The organism is Metallococcus carri, from assembly GCF_011440275.1.
Classification (GTDB): domain Bacteria; phylum Actinomycetota; class Actinomycetes; order Actinomycetales; family Dermatophilaceae; genus Metallococcus; species Metallococcus carri.
On record NZ_JAAOIV010000002.1, the window covers coordinates 208511 to 223324 of the forward strand.

Here is a 14814-nt window from a genome sequence, read left to right on the forward strand (position 1 = left end):
ATGGCCACCGTTCCGAGCGAAGCCCCTGTGCCCCAAGGCATCTGGCGCCGCAAGCCGGTCGATCAGCTCACCGACGAATCGGACACCGGAGGTCTGCAGCGCTCGATCGGGCTGTGGCAGCTCACCGCGATCGGGGTCGGCGGCATCATCGGCGCGGGCATCTTCTCCCTTGCGGGCAGCGTCGCCAGCGGTGCCAAGGGTGGCCTCGGGGTCGGGCCGGCCGTGCTCATTTCCTTCCTCATCGCGGGTGTCGCCTCCGCTGCTGCCGCCATGTCATATGCCGAATTCGCCGGGCTGATCCCGAAGGCGGGCTCGGCATACACCTATGGCTATGCCGTGCTCGGTGAGGTGGTCGGCTGGGCGATCGGCTGGGACCTGCTGCTGGAGTACACCGCGATTGTGGCGGTGGTGGCGATCGGCATCTCGGGCTACTTCAGCTACCTGCTGGATCAGATGCACATCAACGCCCCCACCTGGATGCTGGGTGCTCCCGGCACCGGAGCCGGCCACAAGGTCGACCTCTTCGCCATGGTGCTGTGCCTGCTCATCGCCTTCCTGCTCACCCGCGGCATGAGGAGCGCTGCCCGCTTCGAGACCTATTTCGTGGCGTTGAAGGTCGCGATCGTGCTGCTGGTGATCGCCGTCGGAATCTTCAAGATCAAGACCGCCAACTACACGCCCTTCGCGCCGGCCGGCTTTGGTGGTGCGGTGACCGGTGCGGCGACGGTCTTCTTCGCGGTTTTCGGGTATGACGCGATGTCGACCGCGGCCGAGGAATCCAAGGATGCCCAACGTCATATGCCGAAGGCGATCCTCTACTCGCTGGGAATCTCGATGGTGCTCTACGTGCTCGCCTGCCTGGTGCTCACCGGCATACAGAACTACACCCAGATCGACCCGAAGGCCGGCTTCTCCGCGGCCTTCGCGTCGGCGGGAATGACCGGTCTCGGCACCGTCATCGCCGCTGGCGCGATCATCGGCATCCTCACCGTGCTGTTCACCTTCATGCTCGGCGTGACGCGCGTGTGGTTCGCGATGAGCCGCGATGGCCTGCTGCCTGGCTGGTTCGCCAAGACCGACCCGAAGCGGCATGTCCCCACGCGCGTCACCTGGATCGTGGGCGTCGCTTCGGCGGTGATCGCCGGGCTGATGCCGATCGCCGAAGCCGCCGAACTCACCAATATCGGCATCCTGCTGGCCTTCATCGTCGTCTGCATCGCGGTGATCCGGTTGCGCTACACCCGGCCCGACCTGCCGCGCACCTTCCGCTGTCCCGGTATGCCGTTTGTGCCGCTCATCGGCATCGGCTTCAGCATCTGGTTGATCACCTACCTGCAGTGGGAGACCTGGCTGCGGTTCGCGGCGTGGTTCGTGCTCGGCATGGTCGTCTACTTCGCCTACGGCCGCCGCCACTCCCTCCTCGCCCCGAAACGTCAGTAAAAACTCCCGAAACGTCACTAAAAACTCCCGAAGCGTCAGTAAAAACTCCCGAAACGTCAGTAACAACTCGCGAGCCGTCACTGCGGGTCCGATGCGAGTTCGCGATGACGTTTCGCGGAGAACTGGTGACGTTTCGCGAGGAACTGGTGACGCTTCGCGAGGAACTGGTGACGTTTCGCGGAGAACTGGTGACGTTTCGCGAGGAACTGGTGACGCTTCGCGGAGAACTGGTGACGCTTCGCGAGGATTAAGTGACGTTTCGGCGGGGGACGCGGTAGCGGACGAAGACCGGCACGGCGAGAGCGGCCGCGACGACGCCCACGATCACCAGCACGCCACCGCCCGCGGCCGCCGCGGCCGTGCCGACCATCGCTGCTCCAGCGCCGTGCACCACATCCGCGATGCGTGGGCCACCGGCGACCACCACGATGAACACACCCTGCAGTCGCCCGCGCACGTCGTCATCTGCGGCGTCCTGCAGCATCGTGGAGCGGAAGGCCGCCGAGGCCATGTCCGCCGCCCCGGCGAGCACCAGCCCGAGCAGTGCCAACCACAACCACACGTCCGCCGCCCCACGCGCCGCGCCGACGGCGAGGCCGAAGAGCACGATCGAGGCACCCCACCCGACGATCACCACGATCACCGCCAGCCCCTGCCGCTCCACCCGCGACACCCAGCCGGAGAAGATCCCACCCAGCACCGCGCCCGCCGGGATCGCCGCGAAGAGCAGCGCGAACGCCAGGCCACCGTCGACCGGCCCACCGAAGCTCTCGTGCGCGATCTGCGGGAAGAGCGCCCGCGGCATACCGCAGACCATGGCGATGATGTCGACCAGGAAGGACATCAGCAGCACCGGATGCCCGCGCAGGTAGGCCAAGCCCTCGAGCACCGAGCGGACGCCGGCCCGCTGTCCCGGCGCGCCGGTCGGCGGCAGTGGCGGCAGGGTCACCACCGCCCACAGCGTCGCGAAGAGCGAGACCGTGTCGATGAGATACAGCAGCGAATAGCCGAGCACCGGGATCAGCGCGCCACCCACGAGGGGACCGGCGATTGCGCCGAACTGCATCACCGTCATGTTCAACGCGTTGGCCGCCGGCAGTTGATGCGCGGGCAGCAACCGCGGCAGCACCGCGCTGCGCGTGGGCTGGTTGATCGCGAAGAATGCCTGCTGGATGGCGAAGACCACCAGGATCAGCCAGACATTGCGCAGGTCGAGCAGCGCCTGCACGAAGAACACCGCACTCGTGGCGATCAGCCCAATCGTGCTGACCAGCAACAGTTTTCGCCGGTCCATCACATCGGCGAGGGCGCCGCCATACAGCCCGAAGATCACCAGCGGCACCAGCCCGAAGAGACCGGTCAGGCCGACATAGGCCGAGCTGCCGGTGATCGCGTAGATCTGCGCGGGCACCGCGACGACGGTCAGCTGGGCACCGATAACGGTGATGATGTTGGCGCTCCACAACCGCCGGAAGGCGGGGGTCTGCAGCGGCGCGGTGTCGGCGAAGAGCGAACGAAGCCTGCTCACCGCAGTCGCTCACCCCAGGCAATCCCGTTGTCCCGCAATGCCTTCTTCAAGATCTTCCCGCCCGGGTTGCGCGGCAGCGGCTCGTCGCGCACGACGACATACTGCGGGATCTTGTAGTCGGCGATCCGTCCGACGAGCGCGGTCACGATCTGCGCCGGATCCAGGGGTATGCCGGACTCGGGCACCACGAGTGCCCCCACGGCCTCCCCGAGCACCTCGTTGGGGACGCCGATCACGGCGGACTCGCGCACTCCGGGCACCGCAGCGAGGGCGTTCTCGACCTCGACGCAATAGACGTTCTCACCGCCACGCACGATCATGTCCTTGGCCCGGTCGACCAGGCGCAGCGTGCCGTCCGGTGCCATCCGGGCGAGGTCGCCGGTGCGGAACCACCCGTCGCGGAAGGCGTCGGCGGTGGCCTCCGGCCGGTTCCAATAACCGAGGGTCACGCTCGGCGATCGCACCAGCAACTCCCCCACCCCGTCGGCGTCCGGGCGCTCCAGGGCCAGGTCCACCACCAAGGACGGATAGCCGACCGATCCAGCGTGGCTGTCGGCCAGATCAGGGGGCAGGGTGGCACCCAGGCCGGCCGTCTCCGTCATACCGAATCCGTTGGTGCGCAACACTTTTGGGAAGGCCTCGCCAACACGGTGGGCCAGCTCGGGTGACATCGGCGCGCCGCCATAGCCGACGGTCATCAGGTGGGACAGGTCGGTCGTGGCAAAGTCCGGATGGGCGAGCATGAGCGCGTAGATCGCCGGGACGGCCACGAAGGAGGTCACCCGTTCCTCGGCGAGCGCGCGCAACAGGCGCGCGACATCGAAGCGCGGCAGGATCACCGCGGCGCCGCCGGCCGCGAGCACCGGGATGAGCTGGGCGTTGCAGCCGGTGACGTGGAACAGCGGCACGACGATCAGCGTGCGCGGCAGCGGCCCACCGGACGGGCGCAGCCGGGCCGCGGTCTCGCAATAGCTGAGGAAGGCCTCATGCGAGGTGAGCGCGCCCTTGGGATGCCCGGTCGTGCCGGAGGTGTAGAAGATCGCGGCCGGATCGCCGAGCGACGGGGCGGCGGCGAAGGGCTCCCCCGACGGCGCCTCCTCGTCCGGACCGAGCACGATCGCCGCGCCACTGTCGTGCAGCACGTAGTCGATCTCGTCGCGCGCGAAGCGGATGTTCACCGGCACGGCCATCGCCCCGGCGAGTTGCGCACCGAAGAAGGACACGACCCAGTCCGCACCCGCCGGATGCGTGATCGCGACGCGGTCGCCGGCGCGAATTCCCTTGTCGCGCAACCCTCCTGCGAGCGCGCTGGCCCGCTGCCAGAGCTCGCCATAGGTCAACCGCGGCCCGTCGACCTCGACGATCGCCTCCCGCTCCGGGTGCTCCTCGGCGCGGCGGCGCAGCATCGCCACCAGCGACGCGGGCAGGTTGCTGAAATGCGCCACGCCCTGCTCGTCCCGCCATACCCCCTCGGGGTCCGGCAGCGGTTTCGGCACCAGCACGAGGTCGGTCATTCGGCTCCCATCATTGCCGGCCGGTCCTTCAGCGGTATGACGTCCACGGCCACCTTGAGCTTGCTGCCGCCAGACTCGGTGAAGATCACACCCTTGAGCGGCGACACGTCACGGAAATCGCGGCCCCACGCGGTGACGATATAGCGGGAGTCGGCGAAATGGTTGTTGGTCGGGTCCAGGTCGACCCAGTCGCCACCGGGCACGGCGCAGGACACCCAGGCGTGGGTGGCATCCGAGCCGGCGAGCTTGGGCTTGCCGGGCGGCGGTGTGGTCTCGATATAACCGCTCACATAGCGCGCCGGCAGCCCGGCGGCGCGCAGCATCCCGCAGCCCAGGTGGGCGAAATCCTGGCAGACGCCCTGCTTCTCCCCCAGGATCTCGTCGAGCGTCGTGGTGGTCGAAGTCGAGCCCTTGGCGTAGGTGAAGTCGCCGTAGATCAGCCCGTAGACCCCGGCGAGCGCGTCGCCCAGGGGTCGCGCCCGCGGCAGGTGCTCGGCGGCATACGCCCGGACCGCGGGGGTGAGCGCCACCAGACGCGACGGCAGCAGGAAGCCGGTGTCGACCGCGTCCGGCCGGGCGGCGAAGGCGTCGGCGGCCGAGCCAACCGTCCACTCGTTCAGCCGGTCGAGGTCGACCCGCGGCCAGGTGATCGAGACCCGGGAGGTCTTGTCGACCGCGAGCACGGTATGCCGGGTGCGCACCTCCAGGTAGTGCGAATAGTTGCCCCAGAAGTCGGTGTGCTCGGTCAGCACGTCGGCGCCCGGCGACACCTCGATGACATTGGACAGCACCCGCTGGTAGCCGGTCGCGCGCGGCCGCAGGCAGGCGCGACTGTAGGAGGCGGTGACATAGTCCTCGTAGGTGTATTCGGTGCGATGCCGCACCTCGTAACCGCGGGTCGCGTGCAGGTCCTCGCTCACTCGACTTCTCCGTATTCCCAGGCGGTGGCGCTGAACCCGTGCTGTGGCGCCTTGCGCACGAAGAACACGCCGGTGAGCGCGTCGGATAGCTCCCGCCAATCGGTGTTCCAGCCGGCCAGAGCCTCGGCGAGCCGGGCGCGTCCCTCGCCGGACAGCTCGTCGTGGTCGGCGTCGGCCACACTCTGGCGCAGCCCGGCCGCCACCTGCACCAGCTCCGGGTGGCCGAGGTCGGCCAGATCGGACTCCACCCGCTCGGCCTGGAAGCCCACCGAGCGTGGGTTGCTCGGGTCGCGCACGACGAGCTCGAGCAGCAATTGGAAGGGCGTCAAGGTGTCGTGCCGGGCGCCGAGCCGACGGCGGAAGGTGATCACGCTGTCCAGAGTGCGCAGCACCGCCTCGATGATCTGACCCTCCGCGACCGGCGAGCGCTCGTCCAGCACGGTCGCCCGCAGCAGCGCGGTGACCTGCTGGGCCCGCTCGACCCGCCGGCCCAGGTCGAGGAAGGACCAGACCGCGTCGCGGACAGTGTTCTCCGCGCACAGCCCGGCGAACGCGACCAGCGACTCCAGCACCTGGCGCAGCGTGCTCGAGAGCGGCTCGTCGTCCTCGTCGGCGGCGATCGCGTTGTCGAGCCGGGCGAGCACCAGCCAGGTGTCCGGTGACAACAGCTCACGCACCGCGTGGGCCGCGCGCACGCTCTGGCGCACCGACGCCGCGACGCTGCCCTCGAGGCTCTCGTCGGTGAGCACCCGGCGCAGGTCGTCGGCCGGGTGATCGCTGGCCGTCGCCGGTATGCCGGTGATGGTGAGCAGCGCCTGGTGCAGCGTGTGCATCGCGACCTGGCCGGGGGATGCGGCGCGCCCGAAGTGATCGGCCACCAGGTCGTCCACGGTCATCAGCAGGCGAGCGGTGGACTCGGCGCGTTCGGCATACCGGCCGAGCCAGAACAGATCGTCGGCGACGCGCGGCGATAACCCGAGGGTCTCGCCGGCGATGCCGGGCAGGTGGGCCTGCACGGGGTGCAGGTCGATCGCACCGCCGACCTCGGGCTCGGGCGCGGCGACCCAGATGTCCTTGGCGATGCCGCCGAGCGCGTTGGACACCACCAGGCTGTCCGCGTCGACCGACACCCGGCCCAGGCCGCCCGGCATGATCCGGTAGTCCTCACCGCTCGCGACCCCGAAGGCGCGCAGCACCAGCCGTCGCGGCTCCAGGCCGTGGCTGCCGATCACCGGGGTGGTCGACATCGGCAGCGGCTCCTGCACGACGAACCGCCACGGCTCGGCCTCGATCCGGGCCCGCAGGTCGGCCAGTTCACCCGACGAGAGCGTCCACCCGAACCGGGTCGGCTCGCTCGCCTCCCGGCTGATCGGCTTGATCACGCATTCGGCGAGCCGGTCCAGGTCGGCCCGTTCAGCCCCGGTCGCGCCGCACCACCAGGTGCGGGCCACGGGCAGCGTCATCGGTTCGCCGAGCAGCATCCCGCAGGCGTCGTCGAGATAGGGCAGCAGGCCCGGGTTCTCCAGCACGCCGGTGCCGAGCGGGTTCACGACGCTCACGAGTCCGCGGCGGGTCGCCTCCACCAGACCGGGTATTCCGAGCCGTGAGTCACCGCGCAGATCGAGCGGATCCGACCACGCCGCGTCGACGCGACGCAACACCACATCGACCTGCTCGGGCCGCCCGGTCGTGCGCCGCCAGACCTTGCCGTCACGCATCGACAGGTCCTCGGCCTGCACGAGCGGCAGACCGGTGAGCGAGGCGACGAAGGCCTGGTCGAAGGCGGTCTCACTGTCCGGTCCGGGTGAGAGCAGCACGACATTCGGCGCATCGGTGCCCGGTGGTGCGGCTGCGTCCAGGGCGTCGCGGACCAGCCCGAAGAAGCCGCGCAGGCGCGCCAGTGGCGCCTCGCGATAGAGGCGCGGCATCGTCCGGGCGACGATCCGGCGGTCGGCCATCGCATAGCCTGCACCCGATGGCGCCTGGTCACGGTCGTTGAGCACCGTCCAGGTGCCGTCCGCGGCGCGGGCCAGGTCGACCGCGGTCAACACGAGTTGGCGCGGTCCCGCCGTGCGGATGCCGTCGACCACCTGCAGGAAGCCGTCATGGCCGAGCACCACCGCCGGCGGCACGACGCCTTCGGCGAGCAACCGCCGAGCGCCATACAGGTCGGTGAGGATCGCGTCCATCAGCCGGGCGCGCTGCGCCAGTCCCTCGCGCAGCCCCGACCACTCCTGCGCCGAGATGACCACCGGGAGCGGATCGAGGTTCCACCGGCCGCCGCCGGCCGCGGTGGTGCCATAGGTCAGGCCGTCGTCGCGGACATGGCGGCGCACCGCGGCGCGCCGGGTCAGCAGACCTCCGGCACCCAAGGCGTCGATGGCGCCGCGCACCGTCTCGGCGAGTTCGAACGGCGGCGTGCCACCGGTGGGCCCGGCCAATTCGTCGGCCACCGGCGCCGGCGGGCCGTCGACCTGCTCGAGCAAGGCGAGGCGGGCGGCATACCGCTCCCAGACCGCGGACTCGGCCGGCTCGGCGGTCATGACTCCTCCTGGGCCGTCGACGGTATGCCGGGTGAGAAGCGGCGCAGGTCGAGGGTCGTGGGCTGCTCACCACTTCCGTGCCGCACCCGCGCTTCGGTCGCCGGCCAGCCCGAGGTGTCGATGCGGCCGGTGCTGTGCCCGATCGGTTCGAACCGCCCGGCGCGCCGCGACTCGGCCTCGGCGGCGTTGACCGGATAGCGGTCGTAGGCACGGCCGCCGGGGTGCACCACGTGATAGGTGAACCCGCCGAGCGAGCGTTCGTTCCAGCGGTCGACGAGGTCGAAGACCAGCGGCGAGTGCACGCCGATCGTCGGGTGCAGCGCCGACGGCGGCGCCCACGCGCGATAGCGCACTCCCCCGACGTGGGTGTCCGGCGCGCTGCCGGTCCCCGGCGAGCGGCCGCCCCATCCGCTGCCGCTGACCGGCACCAACGGCACCGGTATGCCGTTGCAGGTCACCACATGCCGGCCCTCGACGAGCCCGGTGGCGGCCAGCTGCACCTTCTCCACCGAGGAGTCGACATAGCGCGCGGTGCCGGACTGGCTCACTTCTTCGCCGAGGACATGCCAGGGCTCCACCGCCTGCCGCAGCTCCAGGTGCACCCCGGCGACATCGGTCTCACCGAGCCGCGGGAACCGGAACTCCAAGAAGGGGTCCAGCCAGGTCGGGTCGAAGGGGTGCTGGGGGCCGAGGTAGTCGGTGAGGTCGCTCGCGACTTCACGCAGGTCGGCCGCGACGAAGGCGGGCAACAGGAATCGGTCGTGCAGCCGCGAACCCCAGCGCACGAGCGGCCCGGCATACGGCCGGTCCCAGAAGCGCGCGACCAGTGCCCGCACCAGCAGGGCCTGCACGAGCGACATCTGCGGATGCGGCGGCATCTCGAAGCCGCGCATCTCCAGCAGTCCGAGCCGGCCGCGCTCGGTGCCGGGGGCGTAGAGCTTGTCGATGCAGAACTCGCTGCGGTGGGTGTTGCCGGTGATATCGGTCAGCAGGTGTCGCAGCAGCCGGTCGACCAGCCACGGGCGCACCTCTCCCTCCGCGCTGACGCGCTCGAGCTCGGCGAAGGCGATCTCGAGTTCGTAGAGCGTCTCGTGGCGGCCCTCGTCCACCCGCGGCGACTGGCTGGTCGGGCCGATGAACCGCCCGGAGAACAGATAGGACAGCCCCGGGTGGTGCTGCCAGTAGGTGATCAGGCTGCGCAGCAGGTCGGGCCGGCGCAGCAGCGGTGAGTCGGCCGCGGTCGGCCCGCCGAGGGTGATGTGGTTGCCGCCGCCGGTGCCGGTGTGGGTGCCGTCCAAGTCGAACTTCTCGGTGGTCAGCCGCGACTGCCGGGCGTCCTCGAAGAGCGTGGTGGTGAGCGTCTCGAGTTCGCCCCAGGTCGAGGTCGGCTGCACGTTGACCTCGATCACGCCCGGGTCGGGAGTGACGGTGAGCGTGCGCAGGCGCGGGTCGCCCGGGGGCGGATAACCCTCGAGCACCACCGGTATGCCGACGGCTGCCGCTGCGCTCTCGACCGCGCCGATCAGGGCGACCGCGTCGTCGAGTTCGGCCAGGGGCGGCAGGAAGACAAAGAGGTGACCCTCGCGCTCCTCGACGGTCAGCGCAGTGCGTGGAGCCTCGTCGATATCCACCTCCTGAGCCGGCGGAACCTCTTGTGCCGCAACGGGTTCGGCCGCCGGCAGGGGACCGCGGGCCGCGAACGGCGATGCCTCCGGCTGGTCCGGCCCCTCGGTCCAGGAGATCGAACCGAGCGGCAGCCGCAAACCCATCGGCGAGGTGCCCGGGGTCAGGAAGAGGTGCGCACGGCGGGTGCGCCAGCGGGTGGTCCCCCATCCGTCACCGTCGGGAGCGACGAAGACCGGCACGACCCAGCCGGTGGGCAGGCCGGGCTGCTCGTCGAGGGCGGTCACCCGGTCGGCCCGCGGATCGGTCGGGTCGACGTCGTCGCCCGGCCGCTCGCCCGCCGGTTGCCGCAACTCACCGAGCCACGCGTTCACCCGGTCCTCGTAGGCCGGCTGCGGGACGTCGGCCGGTATGCCGAGCCGGCTGGCGATCTCGTGGGTCAGTCGCCGGACTGTCTCGGCCGCGGCGACCGACCCCGGCTCGAGGCGCGGCTCGCCCCACGGATCGTCCAGCAGGTCCGGGTCGCGCCACAACGGCGCGTCGTCGGTGCGCCACAGCAAGGCGATCTGCCAGCGAGGCAAGGGCTCACCGGGATACCACTTGCCCTGGCCGTGGTGGACCAGACCCTTCGGGGCCCACCGGGGGCGCAGTCGGGCCGCCAGCTCGCGGGCCCGCTCGCGCTTGTCCTCACCGTCGGCCGCGGTCTCCCATTGCGGGGTCGCGGTGTCGTCGACCGAGACGAAGGTCGGCTCACCACCCATGGTGAGGCGCACGTCGCCGTCGGCGAGCAACCGATCGACATGCTGCCCGACCGACTGCACCCGCTGCCACTGGTCCTCGGTGTACGGCTTGGTCACCCGCGGGTCCTCGAAGATCCGGGTGACGGAGTTCTCGAAGGCGAAGCTCACCTCCACCGGGGCGGTCGCACCGGTGATCGGCGCCGCGCTGGAGGGATGCGGGGTGGCGCACAACGGGATGTGACCTTCACCGGCGAACAGCCCCGAGGTGGCGTCCAGCCCGAGCCAGCCGGCGCCCGGCACGTAGACCTCGGCCCAGGCGTGCAGGTCGGTGAAATCGGCGCTTGGCCCATTCGGCCCGTCCAGCGATTCCTGGTCGGCGGTGAGCTGCACCAGATAGCCGGACACGAAGCGGGCCGCCAGCCCGCGCTGCCGCAGAGCCGACACGAGCAGCCAGGCGCTGTCGCGGCACGAACCGATCGCCGAGTCCAGCGACTCCTGCGGTGTCTGCACCCCCGGCTGCATCCGCACCGTGTAGCCCACCGCGTCGTGCACCGCCCGGTTGGCCGCGACCAGCCAGTCGACGATCCGCATCGGCGTGGCCGGCACCGGGATGTGCTCGTCCACCCAGGCCCGCACCCGCTCGCTCGGGCCGCTGCCCTCCGCGCCGTCGTCCACCGGGCGCAGATAGGGCTCCAGGTCGGCCCGCAACTCCGGCGGATAGCTGAAGGGGAAGGTCTCGGCATACTCCTCGACGAAGAAGTCGAAGGGGTTGATGACCGTCATGTCCGCGACCAGGTCGACGCAGATGTCGAGCTCGCTGACCCGCTCGGGGAAGACCAGTCGGGCGAGATAGTTGCCGAAGGCGTCCTGCTGCCAGTTGATGAAGTGATCGGCCGGCGACACCGTCAGCGAGTACGCCTGGATCGGCGTGCGGCTGTGCGGCGCCGGTCGCAGCCGGACCACATGGGGATGGACGGTGACCGGTTCGGCGAACCGATAGGTCGTTCGGTGATGAAGCGCTACCCGGATCGTCACCCGCCCAACCCTAGGCGTCCGACCGCCAGTTCGGCGGGTCGGTATGGCGAAGTGCCTGATCGGCGCCCGAGAAGGTGCGCACCGGGCCCGGCGCGGTGAGCGGTCCTTCGAAGCGGACGGTCACCCGGCCCAGGCCGCTGCCCCACACCCACCCGGGGCCGTGGTCGTCGTGCTCGACGTCCTCGCCGGGATTCCACCGGGCGGTATGCCGGCCGTACTGCGCGTCCTCGTCGGCCTGTTCGTCCACCGGCCGCTGCGGGTCGGGTGCCGGCCCGTCCAACTCTTCGAAGAGCAGCCGCTCCTGAGCATGGGCCGACAGCCCCGCCACGCCGACACCGATGAGCCGCAGCCCGCCACCGATATCGGCACCGGCGAGCAACCGCCGGGCGATCGCGAGGATCGCGGCCGGGTCGCCGGTCGGATGGGTGAGGGTCTCCGAGCGGGTCATCGTGGTGAAGTCGTGGTGGCGCAGCTTGAGCGTGACGGTGCGCGCGAAGCTGCCGTGCTCGCCGAGGCGGGCGGTGACGCGTTCGGCGAGGCTGGCGAGCTCGCGGTCCAGGCGGGCCCGGTCGACCACGTCGACGGGGAAGGTCTCCTCAGCCGAGATGCTCTTGGCCTCCCGCTCGGTGACCACGGCCCGGTCGTCGCGGGCCTGCGCGAGCTGCGCCAGTCCCCCGCCGTGGGCTTCGCCGAAGATGCTCACCAGGTCGGCGCGTTCGAGGCGTTGCAGGTCGGCGACCGTTTCCACGCCGAAGGTGCGCAGCCGGGTGGCGGTGACCGGGCCGACTCCGGAGAGCACCCGCACCGGCAGCGGCGCGAGCAGGTGCAGCTCCTGTCCCGGAGGCACCACCACCAGACCAGCCGGCTTGTCCAGGTCGGAGCCGATCTTGGCCAGCATCTTGGACGAGGCGAGGCCGGCGGATGCGGTCAGCCCACCGGTCTCCACCCGGATCCGGTCGAGCAGCGCGCGCACCACCGTCTCGAGGGCGTCGGTGCTCAGGTCGAGGTCGCCCGCTTGCAGGTCGACATACGCCTCGTCGATCGAGACCTGCTCGACGACCGGCGACAGCTCGTGCAGCAACTCCATCACCACGGCGCTGGTGCGCCGGTAGGCCGCGCCGCGTGGATAGAGGAAGGCGGTGCCGGCCGGGCAGCGCCGGCGAGCTTCGGCAGTAGGCATGGCAGAGCGGGCGCCAAAGGCCCGGGCCTCGTAGGAGGCGGTCGCGACCACGCCGCGTGGGCCGATGCCGCCGACCACCACCGGCTTGCCGCGCAGGCTGGGCTTGTCGCGCTGCTCGACGGCGGCGAAGAAGGCGTCGAGGTCCAGGTGCAGGATGCTGGCCGTCGAACGCACCCGAGCATCCTCGCACCGCGCGACGGCGCCGGGCCGGTCAGCCGACCGTGCGGTGGATGAGCAGCGGCAGCACGTGCGTGGCGCCGGCTTCCCGCAGCGTCGCCGCGGCCACGGTGACCGGCCAGCCGCTGGTGCTGGCGTCGACGACGAGCAGGACGCTGCGGCCGGCCACCTCGGGCGGCTCGCTCGCAGCCATCGCCTGTCGCCAGTGCGCGGCCTCGTCGGCCGACGCGAGATCGGGCGGGGCCGGCTCGACCGTCCAGTCGCCGCGATCGAGCCGGCCCACCGTGGCCAGCTGGTCGGCCAGTGAGGTGGTGAGCTGCGGGTGGCCGGCCACCGGCAGCGCTACGACCAGGTCGGGACGCTGCGCCCAGCTGTCCTTCCAGCCGGCGAGCTGACCGACGGCGTGTTCGGCCAGCTCGTCCGGCACCGGCCCGTCGGTGCGCAGCGGACCGGCGAGCAGCTCGCTCCACTCGGGTGCGTCGGCGTGCACCAGCACCCGCCCGGGCTCGGCCGCCAGGGCGGCGGGGATGCGCCCGCGCGCACCGAAGGCACCGCCCGGCCACATCTTGCGCGGCTCGAGCTCGAGGCTGCCGCGGCGCAGAGTGGCGCGCACGCCATCCATCGCCGCCCGGTCGGGCGCGGCGGCCAGCGGCTCGGGCAGGCCGCCGAGACAGACCGAGCATCGCCCGCACGGCGCCGCGGTCGGGTCGTCCAGCGACTCCTGCAGCAGCTGCATGAGGCAGGCCTCGCCACGGACGTAGCGGCGCATGATGTCGGCTTCGCGCCGCCGAGTCGCGAGCACGCCGTCGTAATGCTCCTGATCGAAGGTCCAGTCCCGGCCGGTCGCCACCCAGCCGTCCGGGGTGCGCTCGACGACCTCGTCCACCGCGAGCTGTTTGAGCAGCAGCTCGGTGCGGGTGCGGCGGATGCCGGTCTCGGCCTCCAGGGCGGGCACCGACATCGGTCCCTCGGCCGTGCCCAGCGTCGCGAGCAGGCGCTCGACCTGGTCGGGTTTGGGGATGGTCGCGGTGGCGAAATAGTCCCAGACCGATTCGTCCGCCGCCGAGGGCAGCAGCGCCACCAGCGCATGGTCGATGGCGCGGCCGGCACGGCCCACCTGCTGGTAGTAGGACACCGGCGAGGGCGGCGAGCCCACGTGCACGACGAAACCCAGATCGGGTTTGTCGTAGCCCATGCCGAGCGCCGAGGTGGCGATCAGGGCCTTGAGTTCGTTCCGCCGCAAGGCTTCCTCGGCCCGCACCCGCTCGTCCGGGTCCAGTCCCCCGGTGTATGCCGCCACCGGGCACCGGTCACCGTGCACGGCCCGGATCGCTTCGGTCAGGCGCTGCGCGTCGGCGACGGTGAGGGTGTAGACGATCCCGCTGCCGGGCAACTCGGGCAGATGCTGCACCACCCAGGCGAACCGCTGCAGCGGGTCGAGCATCGGAGTCACCGTGAGTTGCAGGCTGCTGCGCGCGAGCGGGCCACGCAGGATCGTCGTCTGCTCACCGAACTGCGCCGCGACATCGGCCACCACGCGCTCGTTGGCGGTCGCGGTGGTGGCGAGCACCGGCGTGTCGGGGTTGAGCCGGCGCAGCAGGTCGGTCACCCGGCGATAGTCAGGGCGGAAGTCGTGACCCCAGTCCGACACCGAATGCGCCTCGTCAACCACCACCAGACCGAGCCGGCCGGCCAGGGCGTCGAGCACGCGTTTGCCGAAGGTCGGATTGGCCAACCGCTCCGGGGAGACCAGCAGCACGTCGATCTCGCCGGCGAGCAATGCCTGCTCGATCACCTCCCAGTCACCGAGGTTGGCACTGTTGAGTGTCGCGGCGACCAGCCCGGCCCGCTCGGCGGCGGCGACCTGGTCGCGCATCAGCGACAGCAGCGGCGACACCACGAGCGTGGGACCCGCTCCGGCCGCCCGCGACCGGGCGGTCGCCATCCAATACACCGCCGACTTGCCCCAGCCGGTCGCCTGCACCACCAACACGCGGGCACCCGGGTGCCCCAGCGCCTCGAGCGCCTCGCCCTGCCCGTCGCGCAACTGCGCATCCGGCCCGGCGAGGGCGGTGAGGACACGGTCGGCCGCGGTGATCGTCATACCGCCAGCC

9 protein-coding genes are annotated in these 14814 nt (G+C 71.0%); 2 read left to right on the forward strand and 7 right to left on the reverse strand.

The window, feature by feature from the left end:
- Entirely contained in the window at positions 1-1440 is a 1440-nt protein-coding gene (locus G9U51_RS03540; RefSeq protein ID WP_166193247.1) for an amino acid permease, read from the forward strand.
- Between the two features lie 125 nt (positions 1441-1565).
- Positions 1566-1691, forward strand: coding sequence for a hypothetical protein (locus G9U51_RS17585; RefSeq protein ID WP_268921468.1), 126 nt, complete (start codon positions 1566-1568; stop codon positions 1689-1691).
- On the opposite strand, the gene G9U51_RS03545 is transcribed toward G9U51_RS17585, so the two are convergent.
- Genes G9U51_RS03545 through G9U51_RS03575 form a run of 7 tightly spaced genes read right to left on the reverse strand, consistent with a single transcriptional unit; the run spans position 1688 to position 14804 of the window.
- A complete protein-coding gene (locus G9U51_RS03545) occupies positions 1688-2968 on the reverse strand; it encodes an MFS transporter (protein ID WP_166193250.1) in 1281 nt (426 codons plus the stop codon). The genes G9U51_RS17585 and G9U51_RS03545 overlap by 4 nt on opposite strands.
- On the reverse strand, positions 2965-4482 hold the full coding sequence (locus G9U51_RS03550; RefSeq protein WP_166193253.1) for a class I adenylate-forming enzyme family protein: 1518 nt from the start codon (positions 4480-4482) through the stop codon (positions 2965-2967). Before G9U51_RS03550 ends, G9U51_RS03545 begins: the two co-directional genes overlap by 4 nt.
- On the reverse strand, positions 4479-5402 hold the full coding sequence (locus G9U51_RS03555; RefSeq protein ID WP_166193255.1) for a transglutaminase family protein: 924 nt from the start codon (positions 5400-5402) through the stop codon (positions 4479-4481). The genes G9U51_RS03550 and G9U51_RS03555 overlap by 4 nt, the downstream gene beginning before the upstream one ends.
- Positions 5399-7945: a circularly permuted type 2 ATP-grasp protein gene (locus G9U51_RS03560; RefSeq protein ID WP_166193258.1), complete on the reverse strand. Its 2547-nt coding sequence runs from the start codon at positions 7943-7945 to the stop codon at positions 5399-5401. Before G9U51_RS03560 ends, G9U51_RS03555 begins: the two co-directional genes overlap by 4 nt.
- Positions 7942-11343, reverse strand: coding sequence for a transglutaminase family protein (locus G9U51_RS03565; protein ID WP_166193261.1), 3402 nt, complete (start codon positions 11341-11343; stop codon positions 7942-7944). The genes G9U51_RS03560 and G9U51_RS03565 overlap by 4 nt, the downstream gene beginning before the upstream one ends.
- 10 nt (positions 11344-11353) lie before the next feature.
- On the reverse strand, positions 11354-12697 hold the full coding sequence (locus G9U51_RS03570; RefSeq protein WP_166193265.1) for a DNA polymerase IV: 1344 nt from the start codon (positions 12695-12697) through the stop codon (positions 11354-11356).
- 37 nt (positions 12698-12734) lie between these two features.
- Positions 12735-14804 (reverse strand): RecQ family ATP-dependent DNA helicase, encoded by a 2070-nt coding sequence (locus G9U51_RS03575; protein WP_166193268.1) that lies wholly within the window; start codon positions 14802-14804, stop codon positions 12735-12737.
- Positions 14805-14814: the final 10 nt, after the last annotated feature.

What these genes read in the sequence shown, in the direction of transcription:
- G9U51_RS03540 (WP_166193247.1), top strand. Translation starts at nt 1, where the DNA reads ATGGCCACCGTTCCGAGCGAAGCCCCTGTGCCCCAAGGCATCTGGCGC.
- G9U51_RS03550 (WP_166193253.1), bottom strand. Translation starts at nt 4,482, where the DNA reads ATGACCGACCTCGTGCTGGTGCCGAAACCGCTGCCGGACCCCGAGGGG.
- G9U51_RS03560 (WP_166193258.1), bottom strand. Translation starts at nt 7,945, where the DNA reads ATGACCGCCGAGCCGGCCGAGTCCGCGGTCTGGGAGCGGTATGCCGCC.
- G9U51_RS03575 (WP_166193268.1), bottom strand. Translation starts at nt 14,804, where the DNA reads ATGACGATCACCGCGGCCGACCGTGTCCTCACCGCCCTCGCCGGGCCG.